This window comes from Mycobacterium sp. TY814, assembly GCF_030755175.1.
In the GTDB taxonomy this organism is placed as follows: Bacteria; Actinomycetota; Actinomycetes; order Mycobacteriales; family Mycobacteriaceae; genus Mycobacterium.
Map to the genome: position 1 here is coordinate 760,494 of NZ_JAUFRY010000003.1, position 26,947 is coordinate 787,440.

The 26,947-nt window shown below is 66.6% G+C and carries 30 protein-coding genes and 1 pseudogene; 21 read left to right on the top strand and 10 right to left on the bottom strand.

What is annotated here, in order from left to right; genetic code table 11:
- Positions 1–191: 191 nt before the first annotated feature.
- Together QXH22_RS24740 and QXH22_RS24745 are read right to left on the bottom strand one after the other, a co-directional pair.
- Positions 192–1,397, bottom strand: coding sequence for a CaiB/BaiF CoA-transferase family protein (locus QXH22_RS24740; protein ID WP_306246175.1), 1,206 nt, complete (start codon positions 1,395–1,397; stop codon positions 192–194).
- A complete protein-coding gene (locus tag QXH22_RS24745; RefSeq protein ID WP_306277294.1) occupies positions 1,394–2,920 on the bottom strand; it encodes an aldehyde dehydrogenase family protein in 1,527 nt (508 codons plus the stop codon). The genes QXH22_RS24740 and QXH22_RS24745 overlap by 4 nt, the downstream gene beginning before the upstream one ends.
- A gap of 254 nt (positions 2,921–3,174) precedes the next feature.
- On the opposite strand from QXH22_RS24745, the gene QXH22_RS24750 reads away from it, so the two are divergent.
- Genes QXH22_RS24750 through QXH22_RS24760 form a run of 3 tightly spaced genes read left to right on the top strand, consistent with a single transcriptional unit; the run spans position 3,175 to position 5,482 of the window.
- Entirely contained in the window at positions 3,175–3,894 is a 720-nt protein-coding gene (locus tag QXH22_RS24750) for an SDR family NAD(P)-dependent oxidoreductase (RefSeq protein ID WP_306277376.1), read from the top strand.
- Positions 3,895–3,908: 14 nt separating this feature from the next.
- Entirely contained in the window at positions 3,909–4,103 is a 195-nt protein-coding gene (locus QXH22_RS24755) for a ferredoxin (protein WP_306277295.1), read from the top strand.
- Between the two features lie 20 nt (positions 4,104–4,123).
- A complete protein-coding gene (locus QXH22_RS24760; RefSeq protein WP_306277297.1) occupies positions 4,124–5,482 on the top strand; it encodes a cytochrome P450 in 1,359 nt (452 codons plus the stop codon).
- 73 nt (positions 5,483–5,555) lie between these two features.
- On the opposite strand, the gene QXH22_RS24765 is transcribed toward QXH22_RS24760, so the two are convergent.
- Both QXH22_RS24765 and QXH22_RS24770 read right to left on the bottom strand, forming a co-directional pair.
- Positions 5,556–6,731 (bottom strand): acyl-CoA dehydrogenase family protein, encoded by a 1,176-nt coding sequence (locus tag QXH22_RS24765; protein ID WP_306246183.1) that lies wholly within the window; start codon positions 6,729–6,731, stop codon positions 5,556–5,558.
- Complete coding sequence (locus QXH22_RS24770; RefSeq protein WP_306277299.1) at positions 6,715–7,713, bottom strand: acyl-CoA dehydrogenase family protein; 999 nt, start codon at positions 7,711–7,713, stop codon at positions 6,715–6,717. Before QXH22_RS24770 ends, QXH22_RS24765 begins: the two co-directional genes overlap by 17 nt.
- A gap of 97 nt (positions 7,714–7,810) precedes the next feature.
- Between QXH22_RS24770 and QXH22_RS24775 the strand changes: the two genes are divergently transcribed.
- The 3 genes from QXH22_RS24775 to QXH22_RS24785 are packed head-to-tail and all read left to right on the top strand — an operon-like array spanning position 7,811 to position 10,382.
- The gene (locus tag QXH22_RS24775; protein ID WP_306246502.1) at positions 7,811–8,311 is read left to right on the top strand and encodes a nuclear transport factor 2 family protein; all 501 of its coding nucleotides are present in this window, start codon (positions 7,811–7,813) and stop codon (positions 8,309–8,311) included.
- Positions 8,308–9,405, top strand: coding sequence for an NAD(P)-dependent oxidoreductase (locus tag QXH22_RS24780; RefSeq protein ID WP_306246186.1), 1,098 nt, complete (start codon positions 8,308–8,310; stop codon positions 9,403–9,405). Before QXH22_RS24775 ends, QXH22_RS24780 begins: the two co-directional genes overlap by 4 nt.
- Entirely contained in the window at positions 9,402–10,382 is a 981-nt protein-coding gene (locus QXH22_RS24785; RefSeq protein WP_306277300.1) for an NAD-dependent epimerase/dehydratase family protein, read from the top strand. Before QXH22_RS24780 ends, QXH22_RS24785 begins: the two co-directional genes overlap by 4 nt.
- 46 nt (positions 10,383–10,428) lie before the next feature.
- Here the strand turns inward: QXH22_RS24785 and QXH22_RS24790 are convergent, their stop codons facing one another.
- The gene (locus QXH22_RS24790; protein WP_306246190.1) at positions 10,429–11,064 is read right to left on the bottom strand and encodes a nitroreductase family protein; all 636 of its coding nucleotides are present in this window, start codon (positions 11,062–11,064) and stop codon (positions 10,429–10,431) included.
- A gap of 105 nt (positions 11,065–11,169) precedes the next feature.
- Between QXH22_RS24790 and QXH22_RS24795 the strand changes: the two genes are divergently transcribed.
- The 8 genes from QXH22_RS24795 (at position 11,170) to QXH22_RS24830 (ending at position 17,912) form a co-directional block, all read left to right on the top strand.
- On the top strand, positions 11,170–12,300 hold the full coding sequence (locus QXH22_RS24795) for a phosphotransferase (protein ID WP_306246192.1): 1,131 nt from the start codon (positions 11,170–11,172) through the stop codon (positions 12,298–12,300).
- Between the two features lie 200 nt (positions 12,301–12,500).
- Complete coding sequence (locus tag QXH22_RS24800) at positions 12,501–12,893, top strand: DUF4189 domain-containing protein (protein WP_306246194.1); 393 nt, start codon at positions 12,501–12,503, stop codon at positions 12,891–12,893.
- A gap of 89 nt (positions 12,894–12,982) precedes the next feature.
- Positions 12,983–13,363 carry a carboxymuconolactone decarboxylase family protein gene (locus tag QXH22_RS24805; protein WP_306277302.1) on the top strand — a complete coding sequence of 127 codons (381 nt, stop codon included), beginning with the start codon at positions 12,983–12,985 and terminating at the stop codon, positions 13,361–13,363.
- Between the two features lie 4 nt (positions 13,364–13,367).
- The gene (locus QXH22_RS24810; protein WP_306277303.1) at positions 13,368–14,252 is read left to right on the top strand and encodes an NAD(P)-dependent oxidoreductase; all 885 of its coding nucleotides are present in this window, start codon (positions 13,368–13,370) and stop codon (positions 14,250–14,252) included.
- A gap of 113 nt (positions 14,253–14,365) precedes the next feature.
- Positions 14,366–15,463, top strand: a complete 1,098-nt coding sequence (locus tag QXH22_RS24815; protein WP_306246200.1) for an amidohydrolase family protein — start codon at positions 14,366–14,368, stop codon at positions 15,461–15,463.
- Positions 15,464–15,495: 32 nt separating this feature from the next.
- Positions 15,496–16,641: an amidohydrolase family protein gene (locus QXH22_RS24820; protein WP_306246202.1), complete on the top strand. Its 1,146-nt coding sequence runs from the start codon at positions 15,496–15,498 to the stop codon at positions 16,639–16,641.
- Entirely contained in the window at positions 16,642–17,034 is a 393-nt protein-coding gene (locus QXH22_RS24825) for a Rieske 2Fe-2S domain-containing protein (RefSeq protein ID WP_306246204.1), read from the top strand. It begins immediately after the preceding gene.
- Positions 17,035–17,045: 11 nt separating this feature from the next.
- Positions 17,046–17,912 carry an alpha/beta fold hydrolase gene (locus QXH22_RS24830; RefSeq protein ID WP_306277306.1) on the top strand — a complete coding sequence of 289 codons (867 nt, stop codon included), beginning with the start codon at positions 17,046–17,048 and terminating at the stop codon, positions 17,910–17,912.
- A gap of 5 nt (positions 17,913–17,917) precedes the next feature.
- On the opposite strand, the gene QXH22_RS24835 is transcribed toward QXH22_RS24830, so the two are convergent.
- Entirely contained in the window at positions 17,918–18,391 is a 474-nt protein-coding gene (locus QXH22_RS24835; RefSeq protein ID WP_306277307.1) for a hypothetical protein, read from the bottom strand.
- Positions 18,392–18,418: 27 nt separating this feature from the next.
- Between QXH22_RS24835 and QXH22_RS24840 the strand changes: the two genes are divergently transcribed.
- From QXH22_RS24840 to QXH22_RS24865, 7 genes and pseudogenes are all read left to right on the top strand, one after another.
- Complete coding sequence (locus QXH22_RS24840; RefSeq protein ID WP_306277308.1) at positions 18,419–19,681, top strand: NADH-ubiquinone oxidoreductase-F iron-sulfur binding region domain-containing protein; 1,263 nt, start codon at positions 18,419–18,421, stop codon at positions 19,679–19,681.
- The gene (locus tag QXH22_RS24845; RefSeq protein WP_306246212.1) at positions 19,678–19,974 is read left to right on the top strand and encodes a ferredoxin; all 297 of its coding nucleotides are present in this window, start codon (positions 19,678–19,680) and stop codon (positions 19,972–19,974) included. Before QXH22_RS24840 ends, QXH22_RS24845 begins: the two co-directional genes overlap by 4 nt.
- Entirely contained in the window at positions 19,971–21,635 is a 1,665-nt protein-coding gene (locus QXH22_RS24850; RefSeq protein ID WP_306277310.1) for an OB-fold domain-containing protein, read from the top strand. The genes QXH22_RS24845 and QXH22_RS24850 overlap by 4 nt, the downstream gene beginning before the upstream one ends.
- A 21-nt stretch (positions 21,636–21,656) precedes the next feature.
- A pseudogene (locus QXH22_RS30585) lies at positions 21,657–21,732 on the top strand (hypothetical protein); the annotation flags it as partial.
- Positions 21,732–22,652: an alpha/beta hydrolase gene (locus QXH22_RS24855; RefSeq protein ID WP_306277311.1), complete on the top strand. Its 921-nt coding sequence runs from the start codon at positions 21,732–21,734 to the stop codon at positions 22,650–22,652. The pseudogene QXH22_RS30585 and the gene QXH22_RS24855, both read left to right, overlap by 1 nt.
- A 116-nt stretch (positions 22,653–22,768) precedes the next feature.
- Positions 22,769–23,974 carry a cytochrome P450 gene (locus QXH22_RS24860; RefSeq protein ID WP_306246218.1) on the top strand — a complete coding sequence of 402 codons (1,206 nt, stop codon included), beginning with the start codon at positions 22,769–22,771 and terminating at the stop codon, positions 23,972–23,974.
- Entirely contained in the window at positions 23,971–24,159 is a 189-nt protein-coding gene (locus QXH22_RS24865) for a ferredoxin (protein WP_055580544.1), read from the top strand. Before QXH22_RS24860 ends, QXH22_RS24865 begins: the two co-directional genes overlap by 4 nt.
- An 87-nt stretch (positions 24,160–24,246) precedes the next feature.
- Here QXH22_RS24865 and QXH22_RS24870 read toward each other — a convergent pair whose 3' ends face one another.
- The 4 genes from QXH22_RS24870 to QXH22_RS24885 all read right to left on the bottom strand — a co-directional run bounded on the left by QXH22_RS24870 (position 24,247) and on the right by QXH22_RS24885 (position 26,933).
- Positions 24,247–24,435, bottom strand: coding sequence for a ferredoxin (locus QXH22_RS24870; RefSeq protein WP_306246220.1), 189 nt, complete (start codon positions 24,433–24,435; stop codon positions 24,247–24,249).
- Positions 24,436–24,445: 10 nt separating this feature from the next.
- Complete coding sequence (locus tag QXH22_RS24875) at positions 24,446–25,723, bottom strand: cytochrome P450 (protein WP_306277313.1); 1,278 nt, start codon at positions 25,721–25,723, stop codon at positions 24,446–24,448.
- A 101-nt stretch (positions 25,724–25,824) separates the two neighbouring features.
- Complete coding sequence (locus QXH22_RS24880) at positions 25,825–26,328, bottom strand: hypothetical protein (protein ID WP_306246224.1); 504 nt, start codon at positions 26,326–26,328, stop codon at positions 25,825–25,827.
- On the bottom strand, positions 26,325–26,933 hold the full coding sequence (locus QXH22_RS24885) for a TetR/AcrR family transcriptional regulator (protein ID WP_306277314.1): 609 nt from the start codon (positions 26,931–26,933) through the stop codon (positions 26,325–26,327). Before QXH22_RS24885 ends, QXH22_RS24880 begins: the two co-directional genes overlap by 4 nt.
- Positions 26,934–26,947 lie beyond the last annotated feature (14 nt).

Sequence of the window (26,947 nt, forward strand, 5' to 3'; positions counted from 1 at the left end):
GCGCCCTCGACACGCGCTATCAACCTCACGCTGGTTTCTCCATTCGGTTGCGTGAGCTGCCGTTTCCAGACCAGGTCAGCTGCCCGCGCGCCAACCCTGGAAGCGTTCGGCGATTATGACTCATGCCGCGTCCCGTGGGAACCGAAATCGCACAACCGTTATCTGCACGCACGTCGTTGCCACCCCAGGCCCTAGGTGACCGCGCCGGCGGTCTTGAGTTCGATGATCCGATCCCAGTCCAGGCCCAACTCCAAAAGGATCTCGTCGGTCTGCTCGGCGAATCCCGGAGCCGGCCCGGTCTGCGGCGCGGCGACGTCGAACTGGACCGGGTTGGCGACCAGTTCGAGTTCGCCTGCGCGCAGCACGTATTCGTTCGCCCGGATCTGCGCGTCGTCGGCCGCTTGCAGGGTGTCCTGCACCGGCGCCCATGGTCCTGCGAGCGTCGCAAAGCGTTCGCTCCACTCCGAAAGAGTGCGGGTTGCGAAGACTTTGGTCAAGATCTCCACCGCATCTGCGGTATTGGCTGCGATGGTCTCGCCGTCCGCGAAACGCGGATCGTCGATCAGCTCCGGACGGTCGATGTGGCGGCACACGTCGGCCCAGAACTTGCCGGGCTGCATCATCACCAGCGAGATGTAGCGTCCGTCGGACGTGGGGTAGACGCCCACCAGCGGATTGACCGGCGAACCATGGATGCCGGGCGGCGGTGCCTGCATCAGCTGGCCCAGGTGTTTGGTGAGTGCCACCGTGTGGCCCAGCGCCCACAGGCCACTGCCGAGCAACGACACGTCGACGACCGATGGTTCGCCGGTGCGTTCCCGTTTGAGCAACGCCGCCGCGATACCGCCGGCGAGGTTGGTGCCGGAGATGGTGTCGCCGTAGGCCGGCCCGGGCGGGTTGATCATGCCCTCATAGCCCATCGGAGTGATGGTGGCCGCGGTTCCGGCTCGACACCAGAAGGCGGTCATGTCGTAGCCGCCCTTTGTCGCTTCATTGCCGCGTGGCCCGAGCGCACTCCCGCGCGCGTAGATGATCTGCGGGTTCACCGCCCGGATGTCGTCGATGTCGATCCCGAACTTCTGCCGGTGGTCGGGCAGGAAGCTGGTGAGGAAAACATCGGCGCGGCGGGCGAGTTCGTAGAGCACCTCCTTGCCTTCCGGTACCGACATGTCCAAGCCGATGCTGCGCTTGCCGCGATTGGCGTGCTCGATATTGGGGTTGGGGTCGCCCTCGACGCGCAGCATGCCGGTTTGGCGGAGTCCGCGTTGCGGGTCGCCGGTCACTGCGTGCTCGACCTTGATGACGTCGGCACCCCATTCCCGCAGCACCGCACCGGCCGAGGGGACGAATCCGTACATGGCGACTTCCAGGATGCGGATTCCTTCGAGTGGTCTCATGCGCCGGCTCCTGCCACCGGTACCGCAAAAGTCTTGCCCTCCAAGAACTCCTCCATCCCGGCCACTCCCATCTCGCGACCGAACCCGGACTGCTTGAAACCGCCGAACGGGCTGTCGGCGCCGAAGTAGTTGCCGCCGTTGACCGAGAACGAGCCGGCGCGAATCCGGCGTGCCACCGCCAGGGCACGGTCCTGGTCACGGCTGAACACCGCGCCGGCCAGACCGTAGATCGAGTTGTTGGCGATGCGCACCGCGTCGTCGTCATCGTCGAAGCCGATCACCACGAGCACCGGCCCGAACACCTCGTCCTGGGCGATCTCGGCATCCGGATCGACATTGGTGAGCAGCGTCGGTGCGTAGAAGAAGCCGGGATCCAACCGCTTGCCACCGGTGACCAGCGTGGCGCCCGCGGCCACGGCCCGCTGCACCATGCCGTCGACCTTGTCGCGCTGGCGCTCGTTGATCAGCGGTCCCATATAGGTTTTCGGGTCGGCGGGATCGCCGTGCCGGACCCGGGCGAAATTCTGCGCGATCAGTTCGACGATCTCGTCGTGGTGCTTCTTGGGAACAAGCAACCGGGAAGTCAGCGCGCAGCCCTGGCCGGCGTGGGTGACCATGCTGAACGCGGCGAACATGGCCGCGCCGGCGAAATCGGCATCGTCGAGCATGATCACCGCGGACTTGCCGCCCAACTCCAGGAACACGCGTTTGACGGTGTTGCTGGCCGCGGCCATGATCTTGCGCCCGACCGCCGTCGATCCGGTGAAGGTCACCACGTCGACGTCGGGGCTGGTGGTCAGCGCTTCGCCCACCCCGGGGTCGGACGAACTGAGCACGTTGACGACGCCGGCCGGGATGTCGGTGTGGTTGGCGATCAGCTCGCCCAGAGCCAGGGTGACCAGCGGGGTGTCCGGCGCTCCCTTGAGAACGACCGTGCAGCCGGCGGCGAGCGCAGGAGGCAGCTTGGCCAGTGCCAGCTGGTTCGGGTAGTTGTAGGCGATGATGGCCGCGACCACACCGGCGGCCTCTTTCTCGACCCAGCGGTGGTGACGCATGCCGCGCGACTCTTTTTCACCGAGATCTTCGGAGAACTCGTAGGTGCGCAGGAGGTCGGCGTAGTACCGGACGATGCCGATGGGTTCGTCGAGCTGCGCTCCGTGAGTCAGCGCACGGGTCGCGCCGACTTCGGCAATGGTCAGCTCGCGCAACTCCTCGGCGTGGTCGAGCAACGCCTGGTGCAGCTGATCGAGGCACCGGACCCGGAACTCGACGTCGGTGGACCAGGTTGTGTCGTCGAAGGCACGCCGGGCCGCCGCGACAGCGCGCTCGGCCTCTTGCACCCCGGCGTCGGGCGCATATCCCAGCACCTCGCCCGTCGCGGGATTGACGGTGGCAAAGGTCTTCTCCGTCGCCACCAGCTGCCCGTCGATCAGCAATCTGCGGGCCGGCCGGCTGCCGGACTCGGCGCCGTCCCGTGTCGGTTGATCGCCGACGTCGGTCTCCGCCGTGTCCTGCACTGACATGGGCCCCTCGCGCTCGGTGTGGTCGGTGTCACGATAATTTCATTCTCATCTCCGGCGAATCTTACATTCGAAGGGTGAGAAGACAAGCCGGTTAGCCCAGCTGACTGTCCAGGCCAAAGGCTGAGCGACCGCTCAGCGAGTGGCCGTCCGCGCGCCTTGCCGCAGGCCCGGGACTATTTTGCGGTTTGCTTGCACCCGGGTTTGCCGTGAGAGTACGATTCTCATAATTGCGAGGGAGATTCTTTGTGGATGAGATCGGCGACGTGGCAGCCACCAGGACGGCGGTGGTCACCGGTGGTGGGTCCGGCATCGGGTTGGCTGTTGCGCAACGTCTGCGTGCCGACGGCCGCAACGTCGCCACCATCGATCTCAAGCCTTCCGACGATGACCTCTGCTACACCGCGGACGTCACCGACCGCTCCCAGATCGACGCCGCCCTGTCGGCCATTCGCGAGCGCCTGGGGCCGGTCACGATCCTGGTCAACGCGGCCGGCCTGGACGGCTTCAAGCGATTCACCAACATCACGTTCGAGGACTGGCAGCGAGTGATCGACGTCAATCTGCACGGGGTGTTCCACATGACCCAGGCAGTGCTGCCCGACATGCTGGACACGGGCTGGGGACGAATCGTCAACATCTCGTCGTCGAGCACCCACTCCGGGGTGGCCTACATGTCGCACTATGTCGCGGCCAAGTCAGCGGTCAACGGGCTGACCAAGTCGTTGGCCCTCGAGTACGGACCCAGCGGCATCACGGTCAATGCCGTGCCCCCCGGCTTCATCGACACCCCGATGCTGCGCAACGCCGAGACCCAGGGGTTCCTCGGCGATGTCGAGCAGAACATCGCCCGGACACCGGTACGGCGAATCGGCAAGCCCGAGGACATCGCCGCGGCATGTGCATTTCTGTCCTCGGACGAAGCGGGTTACATCACCGGTCAGATATTGGGTGTCAACGGCGGTCGAAACACCTGAGCGATGGAGGTCTCGTGAAGGTCTGGGTAGATCCGGAACGCTGCCAGGGGCACACGCTGTGCGCCATGATCGCGCCGGATTCGTTCCAGCTCAGTGACATCGACGGCAGTTCATCGGCAGTCAACGAGGTGGTGCCCGCCGATCAGGTGGACCAGGTCCGCGAGGCCGCCCAGTCATGCCCCGAGCAGGCCATCGTCCTCAGCGACTGATTACCAAGGGAGACAACGCTTTGAGCGTCGATGACGTCGCGGCCGACGGCCGGAGGAAGCACAGTTACCACTTCGACCGCCACTCCGCGGATTACCGCTCACAGTTCAAGGCGATCACCGAGGAGATGCACGCCACGTGCCCGATGGCCTGGACCGACACCTACGGCGGGCACTGGGTCGCGGCGGGCAGCCACGAGGTGTTCGAGTTGGCCCGTTGTCCCGCGGTGTCCAACGACCACGACATCCGTGGCGAACGTAAGGGATACAAAGGCATTTCGATTCCCACGGCCCGCCGGGTGAGCGTGGTGCGTGGCGGCATCCTGGAGATGGACGATCCCGAGCACCGCATCTATCGCACGGTGCTCAACCCGTATCTGTCGCCGGCAGCGGTCAAGCGCTGGGAGCCGTTCATCGACGACGTGACCCGCGCCTGCCTTGACGAGAAGATCGAGACCGGCCGGATCGACTTCGTCGACGATCTGGCCAATGTCGTTCCGGCGGTGCTGACTCTGGCCATGCTCGGCATCCCGCTGAAGAAGTGGAATCTCTACAGCGAACCGGTCCACGCGGCGGTCTACACGCCCGAGCACTCCCCCGACATCGAACGTGTCACCGAGATGCACCGCCAGATGGGCCTCGACATGGTCAACAACATGATCGAGATCCGGGAGAACCCGCGACCCGGACTGGTCAACGCGCTGTTGCAGATGCGGATCGACGGCGAGCCGGCTCCCGATCTGGAGATCCTCGGCAACCTCGGTCTGGTCATCGGGGGTGGCTTCGACACCACCACGGCGCTGACCGCGCATTCGCTGGAATGGCTGTCGGACAATCCCGAGCAGCGGGAGCGGTTGCGGCGGGAGCGCGACACCCTGCTGGACTCGGCGACCGAAGAGTTTCTCCGCTATTTCACGCCGGCGCCCGGAGATGGCCGCACCTTCTCCGACGACATCGAACTCGACGGCACGCGGTTCAAAGAGGGCGAGCGGCTGTGGATCTCCTGGGCCATGGCCAACCGCGACCCAGCGGTGTTCCACCACCCCGACGACGTGCTGCTGGACCGGAAAGGCAACCGGCACTTCAGCTTCGGCATCGGCGTGCACCGTTGTATCGGTTCGAATGTGGCGCGCACGGTGTTCAAGTCGATGCTCAACGCGGTGCTCGACCGGATGCCCGACTACCGCTGCGACCCGGACGGCACCGTGCATTACGAGACGATCGGCGTGATCCAGGGCATGCGCAAGCTGCCGGCTACGTTCACTCCCGGCCCCCGCGTCGGCGCGGGTCTGGACGAGACGCTGGAGAAGTTGCAACGCGTCTGCGACGAGCAGGAACTCGCGCGTCCCATCACCGAGCGCAAGGAGTCCGCGCAGCTCTGAGCCCGCGAGCAGTCGCAAAATCGCACAATCGCGAGCGATTTTGTGCGATTTTGTGTCTGCTCGCGGGGAGAACTCAGCCCCGCGGCAGGCCGAGGATCCGTTGGGCGATGATGTTGCGCTGAATCTCAGACGTACCCCCGGCGATGGTGCCGGAGAAGCTGCGGGCGTAGCGCTCGAACCAGCTCGCGAAGTAGTGGTCCAGGTTCATCGGCGCGTACGGGCCGGTGAGCCCGGGCTGAATCAGGCCGTCACCGCCGGCGGCCTCCAGCGCGTGCTCGCTGATCCGCAGTTCGGCCTCCGAGCCGAGCAGTTTGAGCACCGAGATGGCCGAGGTGTCGTCTTCACCGCGCGACGCACGGGCCAGGGCCACCGAGCCCAGGAGGCGCAGGGCCTGCTTGTCCATGATGGTCGTCGCGTAACGATCGCGGTCGAGTTCGCTGGCGGGCCGGAAGTCGGCGAGCATGTTGTCCATCCGGTCGGCGAACCCGAGCCACATCATGGTGCGTTCGTGGCCCAGGGAGCCGTTCGCCACCCGCCAGCCCTGATTCAGCTCGCCGACCAGATTCTCGGCCGGCACCCGCGCGTCGGTGAAAAACACCTCGTTGAAGTCCAGGTCGTCGGCGCCGCAGATGGACGCGAACGGCCGGCGCACCACGCCCTCGATGTCGGTGGGTATCAGTAACACGCTGATGCCCTTGTGTTTCGGCGCGTCGGGATCGGTGCGCACGAACGTCAACAGCACATCGGCGTCGTGGGCACCGGACGTCCACACCTTCTGGCCGTTGACGACGTAGTGGTCGCCGTCCCGCACCGCCCGGGTGCGCAGCGATGCCAGGTCCGAGCCGGCGCTCGGTTCGCTCATGCCCAGCGACGCGGTGATCTCGGCGCGCAGGATCGGCACCGCCCAGCGGTGTTTCTGCTCCTCGCTGCCGAACGAGATCAGAGAGGCCGCAACGATATTCACGCCTTGCGGATTGAAGCTGTGGTAGATGCGGCGGCGGCACAGCTCCTCGAGGTAGACGTACTGCTGCAACACCGTCGCATTGCGCCCACCGAACTCGGGGGGCTGGGTGGGCAGCAGCCATCCGTTGTCGAACAACAACCGCTGCCACCGGCGCGCCCACTCTGGCATGTGCGACACCGAACGGGGCCGCTCGACCGTTTCGGTTGCGTCCGGCAGGTTTTCGTCGAGAAACGCCGCGAACTCGGCACGGAACTCCTCGACGTCACTGTCAAAAGTCAGCTGCACGGTACTCCTCGGCGATCCGCGCACGATGCTCGGCAGCGCCACCAAGCATCAGTTCGCCCGCCTTCGCGCGCTTGAGCGCGAATTGCAGGTCGTTCTCCCAGGTGAATCCCATTGCACCGTGCAGCTGCAGCCCGTGCCGGAAGACCAACGACTGGCACTCCCCTGCTGATGCCTTGGCCATCGCGGCCGCCAGCCGGCGGCGCGGATCGTCCGCGGAGATGGTCAGCGCCGCGAAATAGGCCAGCGCCCTTGCCCGTTGCACCGCGACGTGCATGTCGGCCGCCTTGTGTTGCACAGCCTGGAAAGAGCCGATGGGGACGCCGAACTGGTGCCGGCTTCGGACATGCTCGAGCACCAGATCCAGGATGCGCTGGCAGGCACCGACCATCGTGATGGCCATTCCGGTCAGGGCGACGTGGTGCGCGCGTTCGCGGTCAACGGTCATCCGGTCGCTGTCGGGCACCCGCACGTCGCGAAAGGACAGATCGGCCACGTGCAGCACCGGGTCGAACACCGATTCGCGCCGGGCCGACAACCCGGTGGCGTCGGTGAGGAACACGCCGGCTTCGGTGACCACGGCGACCCGCTCGGCCCGGTCGCCGTCGAGAACATGACGGGCGGTACCGTCCAGCACCCAGCCGTCGGCGTCGCGGCGCGCCGACACCCCGCCATAGACGGCGGTGCCGGACTGGTTCGGATCGAACCGATCCCCGGCCAGCGGAGCGAACTGGCTCATGGTCGCCAGGAACGGGGTGGGGTCGGTAGCGTGACCGAGCTCTTCCAGCACGATCGCGAGCTCGACCGCGCTGGCGGAATCGTGCAGTTCGGTCCAGCCGAGCTGGCGATACAGCTTCCACAGCGGCTCGGCGTCAGCGCCGTCCTCGGCCACGCTCCGGACCAGGGAGGCAGGACATTGCTTGGTCACGACGTCGCGGACCGCGTCCTGCCACAACCGCTGATCAGCATCAAACTCCAAGAGCATCCGGGCCGCCTCCCGTCACGATTACCTGGTGAGAATATCATTCTCTTTGGTGGAAGTAGTAATCTCAGAATCTGCCTACGACCTACGGGGGGCCCGCATGCCGGATACCGCAGCCGCGCTCTGGGACATCGAGGCGATCAAGGTGCTCAAAGCCCGGTACTGCCGCTTCCTGGACACCAAGCAGTGGGATGACTGGCGGCACCTCTTCACCGACGACTTCCTCAGCGACACATCGGCTTCCGGCGGCAAAGTGATCAGCGGGGCAGATGAGTTCGTGTCTTTCGTCCGTAGCACGCTGGGCAAGCCGTCCCAGCCCACCGCCCACCAGGTGCACGCCCCGGAAATCGAGCTGACGTCGGAGACCACGGCCACCGGTGTGTGGGCACTCGAGGACGTGGTCCGGCTCGGTCCCGGCCTCAATCTGCAGGGACGCGGGCACTACCACGAAACCTACGAAAAGGTCGACGGTCGCTGGTTGATCAAGTCCTCGACGCTCACCCGGTTACGTGAGGACGTGTTCAATCCGGTCATCTCCGTGCGTGTTTCGCCCCGGCTCCGTAGCGCCGGCGCCGCGCTGGCCCGCAGGTTCGGCAAATGAGCCGAACCACACTGATCACCGGCGCGTTCGGACAAGTCGGCAGGCGCTGCGCAGAGATCCTGCTGCGCCGGGGGCACACCGTGATCGCGGTGGACCTGGACAACGAAGCCTCCGCCGCGGCCGCCGGCGCCCTGGCCGGCGCCGGCCACCCGGGCAGCCTCATCGTGGAATTCGCGGACCTCACTGACAGCGAGGCCGTGGGCACCGTTGTGCGCCTGCACCAGCCCGCCGCGATCGTGCACCTGGCCGCGATCGTCTCGCCGCCTTCCTACCGCAACCCGCGGTTGGCCCGCGAGGTCAACGTGGGGGGCACCCGCAACCTGGTGACGGCGGCACAGGCCTTGCCCGACCACCCGTTGTTCGTATTCGCCTCCAGCGCAGCGGTTTACGGATCCCGCAATCCGTACCGGCAGCCGGAGTTGATCACCGCTGACACACCCGTGAACCCGATCGATCAATACGGCGAAGACAAGGTCCTGGCCGAGCGGGTGATCGCCGAAAGCGGGCTGCCCCATGTTCTGCTGCGACTCGCTGCGATCGTCTCGCCCGACGGCGCGACCACGATGGACAGCGATTACCTGGTGCTCGTGCGCGCCACGCCGGTGGACAACCGTATGCACGCGGTGGACGCCCGCGACGTGGCGCTGGCATTCGCCAATGCCGTGGAGCGCCGGGCGGCCGTCGACGGCAAGATCCTGGTGATCGCCGGCAACGACACCAATCTGCTCACCATGAGTGAGTTGCAGGACGATGTCATGGCTGCGGTCGGTGTCGGCCGGCTCGGCCGGGCGGCGGGGCTGCCCGGCAATCCGGATGACGACCGCGGCTGGGCGTTCACCGGCTGGTTCGACACCGCGGAATCCCAGGCACTGCTTGATTATCAAGAGCACGATTGGCCACAGACCGTCGCCTGGGTGAGCGCGTCGATGGGCCATCGCCGGCTGCTGCTGCACGTCCTGGGACCGGTGATACGCCCGGCGATGCGGGCGCTGCTGGCGGCCCAGCGGCGCCGCGAGCACCGGGGACCCTATGCCGACCCGTGGACGTTCATGAGCGGGAAGTACGGCCCCGGCATGCTTGCGCAGGCACGATGAAGAAGCTCGTCATCGGCGCCAGCGGCTTCCTGGGCTCCCATGTCACCCGGCAACTCGTCCAGGCCGGCGAAGACGTCCGGGTCATGGTGCGAAAGACCAGCTCTACCAAGGGCTTCGACGACCTCGACGTACAGCGCTGTCATGGCGACGTGTTCGACGACGCGGCCCTGCGCAATGCCATGGCGGGTTGCGACGTCGTCTACTACTGCGTCGTCGATGCCCGGATGTGGCTGCGCGACCCGGCACCCTTGTTCCGCACCAATGTCGAGGGACTGCACCATGTGCTCGACGCGGCGGTGCAGTCCGGTCTTCGCAAGTTCGTATTCACCAGCAGCACAGGGACCCTGGCGATCAGTGACAGCCGCCCGGTCACCGAGGACGATCCGCACAACTGGGACGATGGCGGTCCCTACATCGCATCCCGGGTGGCGGCCGAGGATCTGGTGCTGCGCTACGCGCGCGAGCGGGGTCTGCCTGCCGTGGCCCTGTGCATCTCAACCACCTACGGCCCACGAGACTGGGCGCCGACTCCGCACGGCGCGCTGATCGCCCGTGTCGCCGCCGGCCGCTTCCCGTTCTACCTGGGCTTCTCGTCCGAGGTCGTCGGCATCGAAGACGCAGCCCGCGCGATGCTGCTCGCCGCGGAAAACGGAAGGGTCGGACAGCGCTACATCATCTCGGACCGCTACCTCAGTACCCGGGAGGTGGATGAGATCGCGGCCCGGGCCGTCGGCAGGCCCCCGCCCCGTATCCCGATTCCGATGTCTGTCATGTACGCGGCCTCCCGGGTCAACGATGCCGCCGCACGGCTGTTGCGCCGCGATCTGCCGATGGCGTACGTCGGAGCGCGGATGGCGGACCTGATGTCACCGCTGGACCACAGCAAGGCCGAGCGTGAACTCGGCTGGACGCCCGAACCGGTCGAACAGTCCATTGAGCAGGCGGCGAAATGGTTTGTCGCACAGGCCGCCCGGTGACGTTCGCATCGACGCATCATCGGCGGGCGCGAGCGGCCCTGGGTCCCTAGAGCGGGAAGGGCTCGTCCCAGTGGTCGAGGTTCACGGCCTGAGCGAGCGGGCGCCGCCGCACCGGTCCGTGCCTGCCCTTGGGCCAGCCGACCACGATGTGGCCGGCCAACATCCAATCGTCGGGCACGCCAACGGCTGCACGCAGTATCGGCTCCCCGCCGTAGGAGGCCCAACTGGTCATGCAGGCACCGAGTCCCTGGGCACGCGCGGCCAGCAGGAAGTTCTGCATGGCGGGATAGATCGATCCACCCAGCAGCAGTTCCGACGCCGTCGGATAGTGGATTTGCGCGAACAACACAGAGGTGAATTCCCCTGCCCGATCGTGTAGTTCGTACGTGGCGCGGTTGTTGCGCGCCTGGCGGCTCTGGTCGTCGGCAACGGGCCGGCTCATGCCGTAGACCGGCTCGATGACCGCCAGAGCCTGCGCGGCGGCCCTGGCCACCGCCGCGCGTGCCTCGGGCGAACGCAACACGATGAAACGCCACCCCTGCGCGTTGGCCCCCGACGGTGCCCATCTCGCCGCGTCCAGGCATCGCGTCAACGTGGCGTCGTCGATCGGTTCGTCGGTGAAGCGCCGGATGGTGCGCGCGGTCGACAGCACCTCCCAGACGTCGGTGCTGGCTCCGGCCATGGACTCATCCCCCTCACCGGCGGCGTGACAAACTCGGCCACTTGTGTAAAGTGTGCGCAGTCTACCAACTATCGCCAGGACGGTGCGGGCAAGAACAGGAATGGCATGAAAAGCCCAGTAGCACAGGCACGCTCAGCCATCGAGCTCGCCGCTCACCTGGGCCGCGGCATCGGCCGGGTCGCCACAGACGGGATGCTCGGCGGTAGGGCCGGCCTGCCACGCACCGTCGACCAGATCGATGCCGGCGTCCTGTCCGACGTGATGGGCACCGAGGTCACCTCCGTCACCATCCTGGACACCGACGCGGGTACGTCGTCGCGGGCGCGCCTGGCCCTGACCGGAGGCGGCGTCCCGGAAACCGTCTTCGTCAAGCTCGCGGCCCGGACTGCCGCAACCCGGTTGATGGGCGAACTCGGCAGGCTCGGGCACACCGAGGTGCGCTTCTACAGCCAGCTCGCCCCCGAGCTCAGCGGGGTTCCGCTCGCCTACGGTGCCGCTTTCGACTCCTGGACCGGGCGCTACCTGCTGATCTTGGAAGACCTTCCCGCCGAGGAATGCGTGTTCCCCGATACGTTGCACCCGCTGTCCATCGACCAGGCCCGACTGATCGTGGAGCTACTGGCCAGGCTGCACGCCGCCTTCTGGGGCAAACTGGGCGCGCACGGGAAGTTGGGGTGGCTCTACACGCCATCGGGCGACGCCACCTCTCTGCTGACCGGCGCCCTGATGAATACCTCGATCAAGCGACTCGCCGCCCGCACCGACATTGCGGTCGAGCGAGGCCGATTCATCGCCGACAACTATCGCGCCCTCGCCGCTCTGATCGACGCTCCCCCGCACACCGTCATGCACGGTGACGCCCACCCGGGCAACGTCTACTTCCGCGACGGCAGGCCGGGACTCTTGGACTGGCAGGCCGTTCGCCGCGGGCATCCCTCGCGCGAGCTGGCCTACACCCTGGTCACCAGCCTGACGGAACCGGACCGCCGAGCGGCCCAGCGTGAACTGCTCGACACCTACCGCCGCGCACTGGCCGCCGCCGGCGGCCCCGGGCTGGACGGCGACAATCTCTGGCTGCGGTACCGACAGGGCGCGATGTATGCCTACGTGGCGGCGCTGATCACCGCGGGGATGGGCGGAATGCAGGTCGAGGGCATCGCCCTGGCAGGGCTGCGGCGCGCTGTCACCGCCATCGAGGACCTGGAAACGATTGCCGCGCTTCGTACTTCACGTTGAATGAATACGGCAGCGGTCCAGCAGGATCTGTGCCGTGGGGCGCGGTTGGCTGTACATGAGGTCGTGGCAGGTGACGAAGGGGCACCGGCGAGCCCTTTCGGCGGATGATCTCTGGGCTGGTCGCCGGTATTGTAGAAGTTGGATATTTCGTCCTCGTAAATTTGTCCTCACACAGGCCACGCCTGGGAAAGGTCAAGACAATGACGACACGACAACGGCGTCGCGTCGCACTGGTGCTCGCCAGCCTGCTAGCAGCCGCCGCCACGGTCATGCTCATTCATCCGGCCGACGCCCGTACCCATCCCGGCAATCTGCCGCCGTACCACACCTTCTACGGCGCCATCGCCTACGGCCACGACGGCTCATCCGGCAAAGCGTGGCGGCAGAAGAACAAATCGATGGCGGAGCGACTCGCAGTGCAGCGCTGCGGCGTCGACACCTGCACCGTCGTAGCCAGCTTCACCCAATGCGGCGCGGTCGCCCACAACGGCACGACCTATCACGGCGGCGTGGGTCTCTCCCGGCAGGCGGCCGAACAGCGCGCGATCGCCAATCTCGGCGGCGGCTGGGTCGTCAATTGGGCGTGCCACTGAGCTGGCGGCTCAATCCCGTTTCCCAGCAAGATAATTCGCCGGCCGCCTAGACTCCTGGCTACTCGCACTCGTAGCAAAGGAGCACGGCAATGGACAGCGAAACCTATCAGCGGGGACGGCAGATCCGCTCGGAAGTCCTGGGTAAGGAGTACGTCGACAACGCGATCGCGCAGGCCGACGACTTCACCGGGCCCCTGCAGGATCTGGTGACCGAGTATTGCTGGGGTGCGGTATGGGGGCGGGACGGCCTGACACGCAAGACTCGCAGCATGCTCAACCTGGCCATGACGTCGGTGCTCAACCGGCCGCACGAGCTGCGCACGCACCTGCGGGCCGCCCTGACCAACGGCGTCACGCGCGACGAGATCCGCGAGGTCTTCCTGCAGGTCGCCATCTACGCCGGGGTTCCGGCGGCCGTGGACAGCTTCCGCACCGCGGGTGAAATCTTCGCCGAACTGGACGAGGGTTAGCAGGGTGACCATCGGCTTCATCGGGCTGGGCAATATGGGCCTGCCCATGGCGCGCCGTCTCGTCGAGGCGGGCCATGAGGTCGTCGCGTTCGACACGCGCGCCGAGGCAGTGGCGCGACTCGGGGCAGCGGCCGCAACATCGCCGCGCGACGTCGCCGATCGTGCCGAGACCGTGCTGGCGAGTCTGCCCACCCCGGCCGTCAGTCTCGAGGTGGCCACCGGGGCGGCCGGAGTGATCGAAGGCTCGCTCGTCAAGCGCTACGTCGATCTGTCCACCGTCGGCAGCCGCGCGGCGGCCCAGATCCACGACCGCCTCGCGGAGCGTGACATCACCGCGCTGGACAGTCCGGTCAGTGGCGGTGCCGGCGGCGCCGAACGCGGCACGCTCGCGCTCATGGTGTCCGGTCCGCGCGCCGAATTCGATGCCCTCAGGCCGGTGCTGGATGTGCTGGGCCGCCCCCTCTACGTCGGCGCCAAACCCGGTTCCGCTCAGACCATGAAACTCGCCAACAACATCCTGGCCGCCAATGTGCTGGTCGCCACGGCTGAAGTCGTGGTGATGGGGGTCAAGGCGGGCCTGGACCCGGCCGTCATGATCGACGTGCTCAACGCAGGGTCCGGCGCGACCAGCGCGAGCCGCGACAAGTTCCCGCGGGCGATCCTGCCGCGCACCTTCGACTACGGGTTCGCCACCGGACTGATGGTCAAGGATGTGCGCCTCTTCCTGGAGGAGGCCGCCGCACTCGGTGTCCCGGTGGAGATCGCCGAGGCCGTGGGACGGCTCTGGGAAGCGGCGGCACAAAGCCAGGGACCGGATTCCGACTTCACCTCCGTGATCAAACCGTTCGAGGAGGCCGCCGGCGTCAGGGTGGGACCGGTGCCGCTGTGAGTTACATTTCTTGCAGAGAATGTTATTATCCGGATTCAAGAACAATGCTCACAATTTGACAGCAAAAGCGCCGTTACCAGGACAGATGCAGCTACGGCGGGAGGATGGATCTCGTGATCGAACGCGCTGACGGGACGCGTACGCCGGTCATCGACGCCAGCGTTCACATCTTCTTCCCCACCAACAAGGACCTGCGCAACTTTCTGCGTGAGCCATTCAAGAGCCGGGGCTTCCCGGACTACGAGATGGACTGGTACGGCGCTCCCGGCAGCGAATACGCACCCGATACCGAGGGACCCGAGCGCGGTCGCCGCTATCCCGGTTCGGACCCGGATTTCGTTGCCGCTGAGCTGTTTTCGAAGCGCGGGGTGGACGTGGCGATCCTGCACCCGATGGGGCGGGGCATCATGCCGGACCGCCATCTGGGCACCGCACTGCACGCCGCCCACAACGAGATGATGGTGTCGCGCTGGCTCGAGCATCCCGAGTTCGGTGACCGGTTCCGCGGCACCATCCGGGTCAACCCCGACGACATCGCCGGCGCGGTGCGTGAACTCGAGAAGTGGCGCGGGCATCCGAGGGTGGTGCAGATCGGCGTTCCCCTGCAGTCGCGCGAGGTCTACGGCAAACCCCAGTTCTGGCCGTTGTGGGAAGCGGCGGCCGACGCGAACCTTCCGGTGGCGGTGCACATCGAGTCGGGCGAGGGCATCGGATTCCCGCCGACCCCCTCCGGGCACACCCGCACCTACGAGCAGTACGTCAGCTTCATGGCGCTGAACTACCTGTATCACCTGATGAACATGATCGCCGAGGGTGTGTTCGAGCGCTTTCCGGCGCTGAAGTTCGTGTTCGCGGACGGCGCCGGAGATTTCGTCACGCCGTTCATCTGGCGGATGGACACCTTCGGCCGCCCGCACCTGGAGCAGACACCCTGGGCGCCGCGGATACCGAGTGACTACCTGCCCGGCCACGTGCACTTCGTGCAGGGCGCCATGGACGGCCCCGGTGACGCCGATTTCGCCGGTGATTGGCTGCGTTTCACCGGCAAGGACGACATGGTGATGTTCGGGTCCAGCTATCCGCACTGGCAGTGTGCCGACGTCACCGCGCTGCCCCAGGCACTTTCGGCGGAGCAACACGAAAAGTTGTGCTGGCGCAACGCGGCCGGGCTCTACGGCATAGACATCGCCGTCGGCTCGGGCGCACAGTAGAAGTGAGTGAGACCTATGGCAGGGAGATGGCAATGTCGCTGACTCACATCCATGAACGGGTTCCCGCCGCCGAGCGCATCGCCGTCCGGTGCGTCGACTCCGACGTCCACCCGGTTCCCAAACGCGGGGAGATCACCCAGTACATCCCCGAGCCGTGGCGCAGCAAGTTCTTCCTCGACCACAAGGTGGGCGAGTTGATCTACTACGACGCCCCCGACTACGCACACTCCTTCGCCATGCGGGTCGACACGTTCCCGCCGGACGGCGAATTCCCGGGCAGTGACCCGGACATGGCGTTCCGTCAGCTGATCATGGAGGCCGGTTCCGACATCGCGATCCTGGAGCCGGGCGGGCGCACCCCGCGGCTTCCCGAGGCGCACCAGGCCTACTCGACCGCACTGAACCACTGGCAGGCCAACCATTGGCTGGACAGCCACAACAACTGGCACCAGCGCTGGCGCGGGTCGATCTGCGCGGCCGTCGAAGACCCCGCGGGCGCCGCCCGCGAAATCGAGGAGTGGGCCGGCCACCCCTATATGGCGCAAATCCTGATCAAGGCCGAGCCACGCCCGTCATGGGGCCACCCCATGTACTACCCGATCTGGGAAGCGGCCACCAAGCACGACATCACCGTGAGTTGCCACCTGTCCCGCAGCAACTACGAGATGCTGCCCACCCCGCCGGTCGGCTTCCCCAGCTACAACCACGATTTCATGGTCACGTACTCGCTGCTGGCCGCCAACCAGGTGATGAGTCTGATCTTCGACGGCGTCTTCGACCGGTTCCCGACGCTGCGCATCGTCTTCGTCGAGCACGCCTTCACCTGGATTCTGCCGCTGATGTGGCGGATGGACGCGATCTACGAGGCCCGCAAGTCGCGCGTCGACATCAAGCGCAAGCCGTCGGAATACGTCAAGGAACACATCAAGTTCACCACCCAGCCGCTGGACTATCCCGAGGACAAGACCGAACTCACCCGCATGCTGGAGTGGATGGAGTGCGACAAGATCCTGTTGTTCTCCTCGGACTACCCGCACTGGACCTTCGACGATCCGCGCTGGCTGGTCAAGCATCTGCCCAAGGGCGCACGGGATGCGGTGATGTACAAGAACGGCATCGCGACCTATCACCTGCCGGAGACCGTCCCGGTCCTCGAGGGTCAGGTTCGGGTGCTCTGAATGCCGGAGGAAAAGCCGCGACCCCGCCTGGCTCAGGGTCGCGAACACGTTGTCGCGACGGTGGACGAAATTCCGCCCGGCACCCATAAACTCGTGCCGATCGGCCGCCACGGGGTGGGTGTCTATAACGTCAACGGAACCTTCTACGCGATCGCCAATTACTGTCCGCACCAGGGTGGCCCGCTGTGTTCGGGACGGGCACGGGGGCGCACCATCGTGGACGAGACCGCCGCCGGTGACGCCGTCATGGTGCGCGACCTGGAGTACATCTACTGTCCTTGGCATCAATGGGGTTTCGAGTTGGCGACCGGTACCACCGCGGTCAAGCCGGAGTGGAGTATCCGCACCTACCCGGTCCGCGTGATCGACAACGATGTGCTGGTGCAGGCGTGATGAAACCGGGCGTGTCTTCGATCGAGATCAACGGCGGCAACGTCGTCTACGAAATCCTCGGCGAATCAGGTGATCTCATCGCCCTGACGCCCGGGGGCCGGTTCAGCAAGGACATCGAGGGACTACGTCCGCTGGCCGACGCACTGGTCGACGGCGGCTACCGGGTACTGCTGTGGGACCGGCCCAACTGCGGCGCCTCCGATGTGCAGTTCTACGGTCAGAGTGAATCCCACATGCGCGCCGAGACACTGCACAAACTGGTGACGGGCCTGGGCTTCGAGCGATGCATCCTGGCCGGAGGCTCCGGTGGCGCAAGGGATTCCATGCTCACCACGATGCTCTATCCGGAGATGGTCACCAAACTGGTGGTGTGGAATATCGTCGGCGGCATCTATGGCACCTTCGTGCTGGGCTCCTTCTATATCGTCCCGAGCATTCTCGCGGTGCGGGGAACCGGGATGGACGGCGTGATCAAGGTGTCGGAGTGGCGGGACCGGATCGCGGAGAACCCGGCCAACAAGCAGCGGTTCCTCGACTTCGACTCCGATGACTTCCTCAAGGTGATGCTGCGCTGGCTCAATGCATTCGTTTCCAAACCGGGCCAGACGATTCCGGGCGTCGAAGACGAGATGTTCGACCGCATCAAGGTTCCCACGCTGATCATCCGCGGCGGCGAGAACGACATGGATCACCCCAAACGCACGTCGCTGGAAGTCCATTGCCTGATCAAGGGATCGGAGCTGATCGACCCGCCGTGGCCGGAGGACGCGTGGGAACGCGCGTCCGAAGATCGCGCGGCGGGCCGCGTCTCCCACTTCAACATGTTCGACACCTGGGTGCAGGCCGCGCCGGCGATCCTCGAGTTCCTGGATCGCTGATGCGTTCAGCTGGTGCGGATGTGGACCTCGCAGTTGAGCGAGGCCTCGAGCGCGGTGTGGATCCGGCTTTCCGGGACGCGATCGAGGTCGGCTTCGCGCAGCGTGACATAGACGATGTCGTAGCCGTCGTCACCGGGTTGCCGCGTGATGTCGCCGGCGAGGCCGAACGCCGAGAGCACCCCGTGGGCGTCGTCGTCAGTCCCACGGCTGATGAAGGTGACCACGCCAACCGCCGGAGCGCTGCCGAAAGCCTTGCTGCACAGGTCTATTGCCATCGCCTGGGTCGCTTCGACATCATCACCGACGATCAGCAGCTCGACCTCACGCCGGTGGGGCGGGCGGTTCGCGAGGTCGTTGTCGACGACGTCGGCACCGATTTCCCGAGTGAGACCGAGGAGCGTGGCCATGCCCTCACCTAACTGCGCCGGAGTCAGTGCACCGGTCTGGTCGACGTTGACGCGTACCACCGCAGTCCGCATGCGGCCAAGCCTAACGGGAGCCGGCCGATGACCACCGCGGACGTTGCGATCAGTACCGTTGCCTGGCCCGGCTTCCCGCCGCGGTTACTCGTGGACGGCCGAGAAGATCTGTCCGCCTACCGCGAGCGCGGCGGCTACCGGCTGGTTGCCAACGCCGATGAGCTACTGGCTGAGGTCGACGCCAGCGGACTGCTCGGCCGGGGCGGGGCGGCGTTCCCGCTTGCGGTGAAAATCCGGGCGGTGCGCGCCAACGGCCACGGACCCGTCGTCGTGGCCAATGGTGAAGAGGGCGAACCGGCTTCGGTCAAAGACCGCTGGTTGCTGCGCAACCGGCCGCATCTGGTGCTCGACGGACTGCGGTTGGCGGCGGCGCTGGTCGGTTCCACCCGCAGCTATGTCCTTGTCTCCGATCCCGACTCGGCGCGCAGCGTGGAATCGGCGTTGAGCGAACTCGACTCTCGCGACGTCGAGGTGTTCTCGGTGCAGCCGGGCTATGTGGCCGGCGAGGAAACCGCCGCCGTGCAGGCCATCAACGGCGGACCGGCCAAGCCGACCGACAAGCCGCCGCGCCCCTTCGAATCCGGAGTCGACGGACGGCCGACGCTGGTGAGCAACGTCGAGACGCTGGCCAATCTGGCCTACGTCCACGGCCACGGCTCGGCGGTGTTTCGGGCGCAGGGCACGACGCAGTCCCCCGGTACGTTCCTGGCCACCATCACCGGCGCGGGCCGAGCAGCCGTCCTCTACGAACTCCCGCACGGCCTACCTTTCACTGAACTGCTTGCCCGGCATGGCGTTTCGCCGGACGACGTGCGTGGCGTGCTGATGGGTGGCTATTTCGCCGGCCTGGTGAACCGCCGGGTACTGGACACCACGCTCGACCATGAGACGATCCGCGGCATCGGAAGCGGACTGGGTTGCGGCGCAATCTCGTTGATCACCGACGAATGCCCGGTCGCGGTGGCGGCCGCGGTGGCGGCGTATTTCGACCGCGAGAACGCCGGGCAGTGTGGTTCGTGCTTCAACGGGACCGCGGCCATGGCGGCCGCCGCGGGTGCCCTGCGCGACGGTGTGGCGACGACCGAGGACCTCGACCGGTTGAAGCGCTGGTCGGTGGTGCTGCGCGGGCGCGGCGCCTGCGGAACTCTGGACGCCGCATGCAATGTCGCCGCCACCCTGCTCGACCAGTTTCCCGACGAGGTGGCGCGCCATCTCGAGGGCGCCTGTCCGGACTGCAGCCGCGGCGCGTACCGCGCCGAACGCCCCTACGAGGCCATTGGGGGATCATGAAGATTCGTCTGGACCGCACCGTCTGCGACGGCTTCGGCCTGTGCGGCAAGCACGCACCCGGTTACTTCTCACTCGACGACTGGGGCTACGCCTGCCTGATCGGTGACGGCACCGTGCCGGAAGAAGACCACGACAAGGTCATGCGGGCGCTGCTGGATTGCCCGGTGCACGCCATCACCGAGATCGGTGAGCCCAAGCCGAGCATCCCGCACCCCGAACTGCACGAGGAGGACGATCCCGCCTCACACGTCAAGACCGAGGACAACGAAGCGGAGTGGGGATTCATCCGGTGACAGGCGCGTCGGCGGCACCGGGGCGGCCGCTCCCCCAGCTCACGGACGAGAACGAATTCTTCTGGAAAGCAGGCGCCGACAACGTATTACGCTTCCAGGAGTGCCGGACCTGCCAATCGCTGATCCACCCGCCCGCACCGGTGTGCCGCTATTGCCGCGGCCGCGACATCGGTGTGCGCGACGTCTCCGGTAGGGCGACACTGGCCGGCTTCACCGTGAATCACCGGTTCAGCCTGCCCGGCATGCCGGCGCCGTATGTGGTCGCGCAAGTCGCCATCGTCGAGGACCCGCGGGTTCGGTTGACCACCAACATCATCGAGTTCGATCCAGCCGAATTGGAGCTGGGCCAGACCGTCGAGGTGGTGTTCGAACACATCGAAGACGTGTGGCTGCCGCTGTTCCGCCCCGCTCCCGACGCCGAGCCGGGCCCGCTGCCCGAGGACGAGATCGCGCCGGAGCGCTTCGGCGAATATGTCCGCCCAATGCTGACCAGCCAGAAGTTCGAAGACAACGTGGCCCTGACCGGAATCGGGATGTCACCGATCGGTCGCCGCCAGATGGTGCCCGCGTTGGCGCTGACCGTGCAGGCCTGCGAGGCGGCGATCTTCGATGCCGGCCTGACCTTCGCCGATATCGACGGCCTGTCCACCTACCCCGGCGGCGGCAACTTCGGCGGATTCGGCGAAGGCGGGGTCACCGCCCTGGAAGCGGCCTTGGGCATCCGGCCGGTCTGGCACAACGGCGGCATGGAGACTTTCGGCCCGGGCGGTTCGGTGATCGCCGCCATGCTCGCGGTCTCGGCCGGCCTGGCGCGTCACGTGCTGTGTTTCCGGACGTTGTGGGAGGCCACCTTCAACGAGCTGATGAAGCAGGGCAGGATCACCCCCTCGGGCGGCCGCACCGCGAGCTGGCAGTGGCCGTTCGGCGCCACGTCGGCCGCCCACACGCTGGCACTCAACGCGCAGCGGCACTTTCATCGGTACGGCACCACCAAGGAGACGCTGGGCTGGATCGCGCTGAATCAGCGTGCCAACGCCGCACTCAACCCCACCGCCGTCTACCGCGACCCGATGACCATGGAGGACTACCTGAACGCGCGGCCGATCACCACGCCGTTCGGCCTCTACGACTGCGACGTCCCCTGTGACGGCGCCATCGCCGTCATCGTCTCGGCCGTCGACGCCGCCCGCGATCTGGCCAAGCCACCGGTCCTGGTCGAGGCGGTCGGGACCCAGATCATCGAGCGCATCGACTGGGACCAGAGCACGCTCACTCACGAGCCGCAGGTGCTGGGGCAAGCGGCGCATCTGTGGACGCGAACGTCGTTGCGCCCCAGCGACGTCGACGTGGCCGAGCTCTACGACGGGTTCACCATGAACTGCCTGTCCTGGATCGAGGCGCTCGGATTCTGCGGCATCGGCGAGGCGCGTGAATTCCTGGACGGCGGCAAGAACATCGCCCGCGACGGCGTCATACCGGTCAACACGCACGGCGGCCAGCTCTCGCACGGCCGCACCCATGGGATGGGCCTGCTGCATGAGGCCGTCACACAGCTGCGCGGCGAGGCCGGCGCGCGTCAGGTCGCCGACGCCCGCGTCGGAGTAGTCAGCAGCGGCGGCCTCACGCCGAGCGGCGTGATCCTGCTGCGGAGCGGCGCATGAGTCCCCGCCGGCGACGATGCAGTGGGGGCACCACCCGCTTGCGGGGGACGCAGCGATGAGGTGGGGGCACCACCCGCTTGCGGGGGAGAGCGGCGCATGAATCCCCGCCCGAGAGTGGTGATCGTCGACGGCGTACCCATGTCCGGGGTGATCGCCGAGGCCGACGAGCCCAAGGCCGTCATCGTGGCGATCCACGGCGGCGGCACCACCGCCGTGTACTTCGACTGCCCGGGACACCCCGAGTTGTCGCTGCTGCGACTGGGTTCGGAGTCGGGCTACACGGTCATCGCGCTGGACCGGCCGGGGCACGGCAGTTCAGCCCCTTATCCGGACGCGGTGCAGACCCCTGAGCAGCGCGTTGATCTCGCTTACGGTGCCGTGGAACGCATTCTGGGTGAGCGGGCACGCGGCGCCGGGTTGTTCGTGCTGGGCCATTCCGGCGGGTGCGAGCTGGCGACGCGGATGGCCGCCGACGACCGGGGTGCCGATTTGTTGGGTCTGGAACTGGGCGGCACCGGCAGGCGCTACCACGACGCAGCCAAGGAGATCATGCGGGCGGCGGCCGTGAAAGAGCGTCCGCCCGGTACCCGCGAGCTGCTGTGGGAGCCGATGCGCCTGTACCCGCCCGACATCCTGCGCGGGGTGACGAACTCGTCGACGTCGCCTGCCTACGAGCGGGACGTGGCGGTCAACTGGCCGCACCGCTACTTTCCCGAGTTGGCGCCCGCGGTGCGGGTGCCGGTGCGGTTCACCATCGGCGAGCATGACCGGGTGTATCGGGGCGACGACGAGAATCTGGCCGAGATCGCCCAGATGTTCTCCGGGGCAGCCGCTTTCACCAGCAACCGGCATCCTGACGCGGGCCACAACCTCAGCCTCGGCCGCAACGCCGCCGACTACCACCGCAGCGTGTTCGCGTTCGTCGACGAATGCGCGGCGGCACACGCCGCCGGCGTGCAGCGGGCCGCACCGTCGGACTCGAGCGTGAAGCCGGCTGCACGCCCGGCGGAGGACTGAGGAATGGGGACCTTGTGCTCCTTTCCGCCGCGCCCGGAAGCCGCTACCGTTAGCGTTACAGTCAGGCGTTCGGCTGTAATGGCCCCAGCCCGCAGCTCAGCAGCAAGGAGCGTTGCATGACCAAATCGAAGGTCACCTTCGATCCGTTCTCCGAGGACTTCTTCAACGGCGCCTGGGACACGTACCGGCGCATGCAGGAGGAGGCGCCGGTCTACTACAGCGAGGAATACGACTTCTATGCGCTGACGCGTCATGCCGATGTGGCGGCGGGTCTGAAGAATTTTCAGACGTACTCCTCCGCCTACGGCATCGACCTGTCGATGGTGCGGACAGGCAAACCGCCGGACGTGAAGTCCATCATCTTCATGGACCCGCCCGACCACCGGCACATGCGCAGCCTGCTCAACAAGGTCTTCACGCCGCGGGCCATCCAGGCCCAGCGCGAGATGGTCGGCGAGAAGATCGACAAGTATCTGAGCAGGGTCGATCCGGACCGCTTCGATGTGGTGCAGGACTTTTCGGGGCCGTTCCCGGTCGAAGTGATCACCACGATGCTCGGTGTCCCCGAGGAGCACGCACAGCGGGTGCGCCACCTGATCGACGAATCGCTGCACCGTGAGCCGGGGCAGGTCGAGGTCGGCGAGCGCGGCATGCAGGCCAACATCGAGACCGGGATGCTGTACTACGGCCTGCTGCAGGAGCGTCGCGCCGAACCGCGGGACGACCTGTTCACCAAGCTGATCAACGCGGAGATCGAGCGCGAAGACGGCCAGATGACCAAGCTGGACGATATCGAGATCGCCGGATTTGCAACCCTTTTGGGCGGCGCAGGTGCAGAGACGGTGACCAAGCTGCTCGGCAATGCGCCGGTGGTGTTCGCCCGCTTCCCCGAGCAGTGGCAGAAGCTGCTGCAGGACCGCAGCAAAATCCCCGCCGCGGTGGAGGAGCTGCTGCGCTATGAGGCGCCGTCCCAGTATCAGGTGCGCTGTTCACTGAAAGATGTTGAGCTGCACGGCGTCACGATTCCGGCGATGAAGCCGGTGTTCCTGATCAACGCCGCGGCCAACCGCGACCCGTCGGCCTGGACCAATCCCGACGAATTCGACATCGACCGGGACCGGCACCAGGCGCTGAACCTGAGCTTCGGCTACGGAATACACAGCTGCCTCGGCGCGGCCCTGGCGCGCATGGAGAGCTGCATCGCGCTGGAAAAGCTGCTGGACTTCATGCCCCGTTATGAGGTGGACTGGGAGAACTGCAACCGCGTCCACATGCAGAATGTCGCGGGTTGGAAGAACGTACCGGTAAGGGTGCTGCGATGAGAATCGAAGTTGACTGGGACCTCTGCGAGAGCAACGCGGTGTGCATGGGCATCGCGCCCGACGTGTTCTTGCTGGGCGATGACGACATGCTGACCGTCCTGCAGCCGGAGGTCACTCCGGAGAACGAGGAACTGGTTCGCGAAGCGGTGCGGCAGTGCCCGCGGCAGGCGATCTCGATCGTCTAGGCTCCCGACCGCGCGCCGAGCGTGAGCTGGTGGCGATCGCGGGACGAAAATCTCTCCGTGAGTTCACGTTCGGCGACGCCGAGCCGCTCACCGCTCCTTGATCGCCTGCTCCGGACAGCACTCGATGGCCTCGCGGGTGGCTGCCTCGAATTCCGCCGGCACCTCGCCCGTTATCGCCTCGGCGTAGCCGTCGTCGGTCAGGCTGAAGACTTCCGGGCACAGCGTCAGACACATGCCGTGGCCACGGCAACTCCCGTCGTCGACCCACACCCTCATGCCAGACCTTTCATGCCGACGTGAACTCCAGGTGCAGTTCGGTCAGCCCGCGCAGGATGTAGGTCGGAACATATTGATAGCGGCGGTCATTCGCCGGACCGTGTTCCCGCTCGTTGAGCCGGATGTCCGAGGTCCGGTCGAGCAGGCGCTCGATCGCCACCCGGGTTTCGGCGCGCGCTAGCGGAGCTCCCGGGCAGCTGTGAATCCCGCGTCCGAACGAGAGGTGTTGCCGCGCGTTCTTGCGCGCCGGGTCGAAGGTGGCCGGATCTTCGAAGCGGCGCGGATCGCGGTTGGCGGCGGCCTGCAGGATCATCAGGGTGGTGCCGGCCGGAAGGTCCACGCCGCCGACGTTGACGGGCACCCGGTTCAGCCGGAAGTCGCCTTTGACCGGACTTTCGACGCGCAGCGCCTCCTCGATGAAGTTGGGGATCAGGCTGCGATCGCGACGCAGCTGCTGCTGAATGTCGGGCCGCTCGGCCATGATCTGCAGCGCCGCGCCCAGCAACCGGACGGTGGTTTCCTGCCCCGCCGAGAACACGTTGCTGGCGACGCGGGCCACGTCTTCGATCGCCGGTGTCGAACCGTCGGGGTAGGTGGCCGTCGCCAGGCCGGTCAGGACGTCGTCGCGGGGCTCACGACGGCGGTCCCGCACATAGTCGGAGAACAGCCCGTAGAGAAATTCCAGCGGGCTGTGCGCCAGCGATTCCTTGCCGGTGCTTCCGATGCCGCCGCCCGAGTGCTGGCGGATGCCTTTGACGAAGGAGTCGCGATCTTCCATCGGCACGCCGAGCAGGTCGGCGATCACCAGCAACGTGAACGGTCCGGCGAAGCCTTTGATGAACTCACCTTCACCCGGCGCCAGAAACCCGTCGAGCACCTGATCGGCCAGCACCCACATGGCGTCCTCGTTCTCCTTGAGGCGCTTCGGGGTGATCAGCCGCATCAACAACGAACGGTGGTTGGTGTGGGTCGGCGGATCGAGCGTGGGCAGCTGGTCGCTGAAGGGCAGTTCGTCACGGTGCTGCTCGATCAGCTCGGTGATGTCGGTCTGGCCGGTCAACGGCACCGGGAATCCCGGGAACGGGCCGGTCACCGAGATGCACGAGGAGAAGGTCTGCGCGTCGTTCAGCACGGCACAGGCCTCGTCCCAACCGGTCACCATGGCAACACCGTGGTGCGGTTCGCGGGCGACCGGGCACTGCTGTCGCAGCGCCTCGTAGTACGGGAAGGGATCCTCGACGAGCCTGCGGTCGCGGAAGAAATCCAGTTCGGTGAAGTCATCCACCATGTCGTGCTCCGTTCGGATCTCGGCTCGCGAGAATGCGCCTCTCACTTATGAGTATTACATTTCCACAGGACGTGCTGAACCGCAACGCCGCCCGGAGCGGGTCAGACCGGTAGCAGATCGGCGGCCACCGACGGGCACGCCATCGCCCCGCTGCGGAACGTCTCGACGGGTCCGACGGCCTCGACCGGCACTGCCGCGGCAGCCAGCGCTTTAGCCTTGAACGTCTGTGCGGCCATGCTCAACCGGTGCTGAACGCGCCCAACGCTGTCGTCGAGTTCGGCCGGCCAGGTGGTGCCCCAGAGCGTCACTTCGGTGACGCCGTGGTCGAGGGCTTGCAGCACCCCGGCTCGGACCCGCGGGTCCGAGCCGAGCAGGTCCGCGGCGGCGGCCAGGGCCTGGGGACGCGGATGCGATCCCACCGAGGTCAGCACCGATTCCAGGTCGCGCGTCCGAGCGCCCAGGATGTGCAGCGGACGGTCGTCGGGGTGGTCGGTGAGCAGCACCGTGACATCCCAGCCCGCCATCGAACGGTCGAACAACCAGCCGCCGGCGAACTTCACCACGTCGACCACGCTGGACGCCACGACGTCGAGCCGGTACCTCATGTCGTCCTCCCCGACGGGGAGAAGTCGCGCGCCAGTGCTTCCGCGTACTCCTTGAACACCTCGGTCAGGGGTATCGACGGGTCGAGCAGCCATGTCATTTCCATTCCGTGAATGAAGGCGAGGATCTCTACGGCCTTGACGGCAGGGTCGATGTCGGCGCGATACCGGCCGGCGGCCTGGCCGCGGCGGATGCCGGCGGCGACGATCTCGGTCGCGTCCCGCTGGCGGTTCACCAGGCGGTCGTGCAACGGAGCGTCGGGCGCGATGTTCTCCACCAGGAGAACGGTGAAGGTACCGACCAGCTCGGGTTGCCGGCTGAACCGGTCGGCGACCTGGGCGATCTCGCCCAGCAGATCACCGCCCCGGTCGGAGTGCGTGTCGTCGTCGACGTCGCGCGCATCCAGCACCGCGTGCAGCAGCTGCTCCTTGGATTCGAAGTGATGCAGCAGGCCCGCAGGGGTCACCCCCGCCTCGCGGGCGATCTGGGCCAGCGTCGTGTTGCGCCAGCCGTTGCGCGACAGCAGCCGCTGCGCCACCTCGAGGATCCGCTGTTTGCGGTCTTCCCCCTTGGCGAGAAGCGTCTCGTAAGGCCGTACGTCGGGCACCGAACTTCCTCGTC

Bases quoted from the DNA above. Each gene is read 5' to 3' on its own strand.
- QXH22_RS24870 (WP_306246220.1), bottom strand. From the start codon at position 24,435: ATGAGGGTGTGGGTCGACGACGGGAGTTGCCGTGGCCACGGCATGTGT.
- QXH22_RS24840 (WP_306277308.1), top strand. From the start codon at position 18,419: ATGACCACCGCGGACGTTGCGATCAGTACCGTTGCCTGGCCCGGCTTC.
- QXH22_RS24775 (WP_306246502.1), top strand. From the start codon at position 7,811: ATGCCGGATACCGCAGCCGCGCTCTGGGACATCGAGGCGATCAAGGTG.
- QXH22_RS24800 (WP_306246194.1), top strand. From the start codon at position 12,501: ATGACGACACGACAACGGCGTCGCGTCGCACTGGTGCTCGCCAGCCTG.
- QXH22_RS24835 (WP_306277307.1), bottom strand. From the start codon at position 18,391: ATGCGGACTGCGGTGGTACGCGTCAACGTCGACCAGACCGGTGCACTG.
- QXH22_RS24860 (WP_306246218.1), top strand. From the start codon at position 22,769: ATGACCAAATCGAAGGTCACCTTCGATCCGTTCTCCGAGGACTTCTTC.
- QXH22_RS24770 (WP_306277299.1), bottom strand. From the start codon at position 7,713: ATGCTCTTGGAGTTTGATGCTGATCAGCGGTTGTGGCAGGACGCGGTC.
- QXH22_RS24875 (WP_306277313.1), bottom strand. From the start codon at position 25,723: ATGGTGGATGACTTCACCGAACTGGATTTCTTCCGCGACCGCAGGCTC.
- QXH22_RS24855 (WP_306277311.1), top strand. From the start codon at position 21,732: ATGAATCCCCGCCCGAGAGTGGTGATCGTCGACGGCGTACCCATGTCC.
- QXH22_RS24820 (WP_306246202.1), top strand. From the start codon at position 15,496: ATGTCGCTGACTCACATCCATGAACGGGTTCCCGCCGCCGAGCGCATC.
- QXH22_RS24880 (WP_306246224.1), bottom strand. From the start codon at position 26,328: ATGAGGTACCGGCTCGACGTCGTGGCGTCCAGCGTGGTCGACGTGGTG.
- QXH22_RS24745 (WP_306277294.1), bottom strand. From the start codon at position 2,920: ATGTCAGTGCAGGACACGGCGGAGACCGACGTCGGCGATCAACCGACA.
- QXH22_RS24740 (WP_306246175.1), bottom strand. From the start codon at position 1,397: ATGAGACCACTCGAAGGAATCCGCATCCTGGAAGTCGCCATGTACGGA.
- QXH22_RS24795 (WP_306246192.1), top strand. From the start codon at position 11,170: ATGAAAAGCCCAGTAGCACAGGCACGCTCAGCCATCGAGCTCGCCGCT.
- QXH22_RS24785 (WP_306277300.1), top strand. From the start codon at position 9,402: ATGAAGAAGCTCGTCATCGGCGCCAGCGGCTTCCTGGGCTCCCATGTC.
- QXH22_RS24805 (WP_306277302.1), top strand. From the start codon at position 12,983: ATGGACAGCGAAACCTATCAGCGGGGACGGCAGATCCGCTCGGAAGTC.
- QXH22_RS24865 (WP_055580544.1), top strand. From the start codon at position 23,971: ATGAGAATCGAAGTTGACTGGGACCTCTGCGAGAGCAACGCGGTGTGC.
- QXH22_RS24780 (WP_306246186.1), top strand. From the start codon at position 8,308: ATGAGCCGAACCACACTGATCACCGGCGCGTTCGGACAAGTCGGCAGG.
- QXH22_RS24825 (WP_306246204.1), top strand. From the start codon at position 16,642: ATGCCGGAGGAAAAGCCGCGACCCCGCCTGGCTCAGGGTCGCGAACAC.
- QXH22_RS24790 (WP_306246190.1), bottom strand. From the start codon at position 11,064: ATGGCCGGAGCCAGCACCGACGTCTGGGAGGTGCTGTCGACCGCGCGC.
- QXH22_RS24845 (WP_306246212.1), top strand. From the start codon at position 19,678: ATGAAGATTCGTCTGGACCGCACCGTCTGCGACGGCTTCGGCCTGTGC.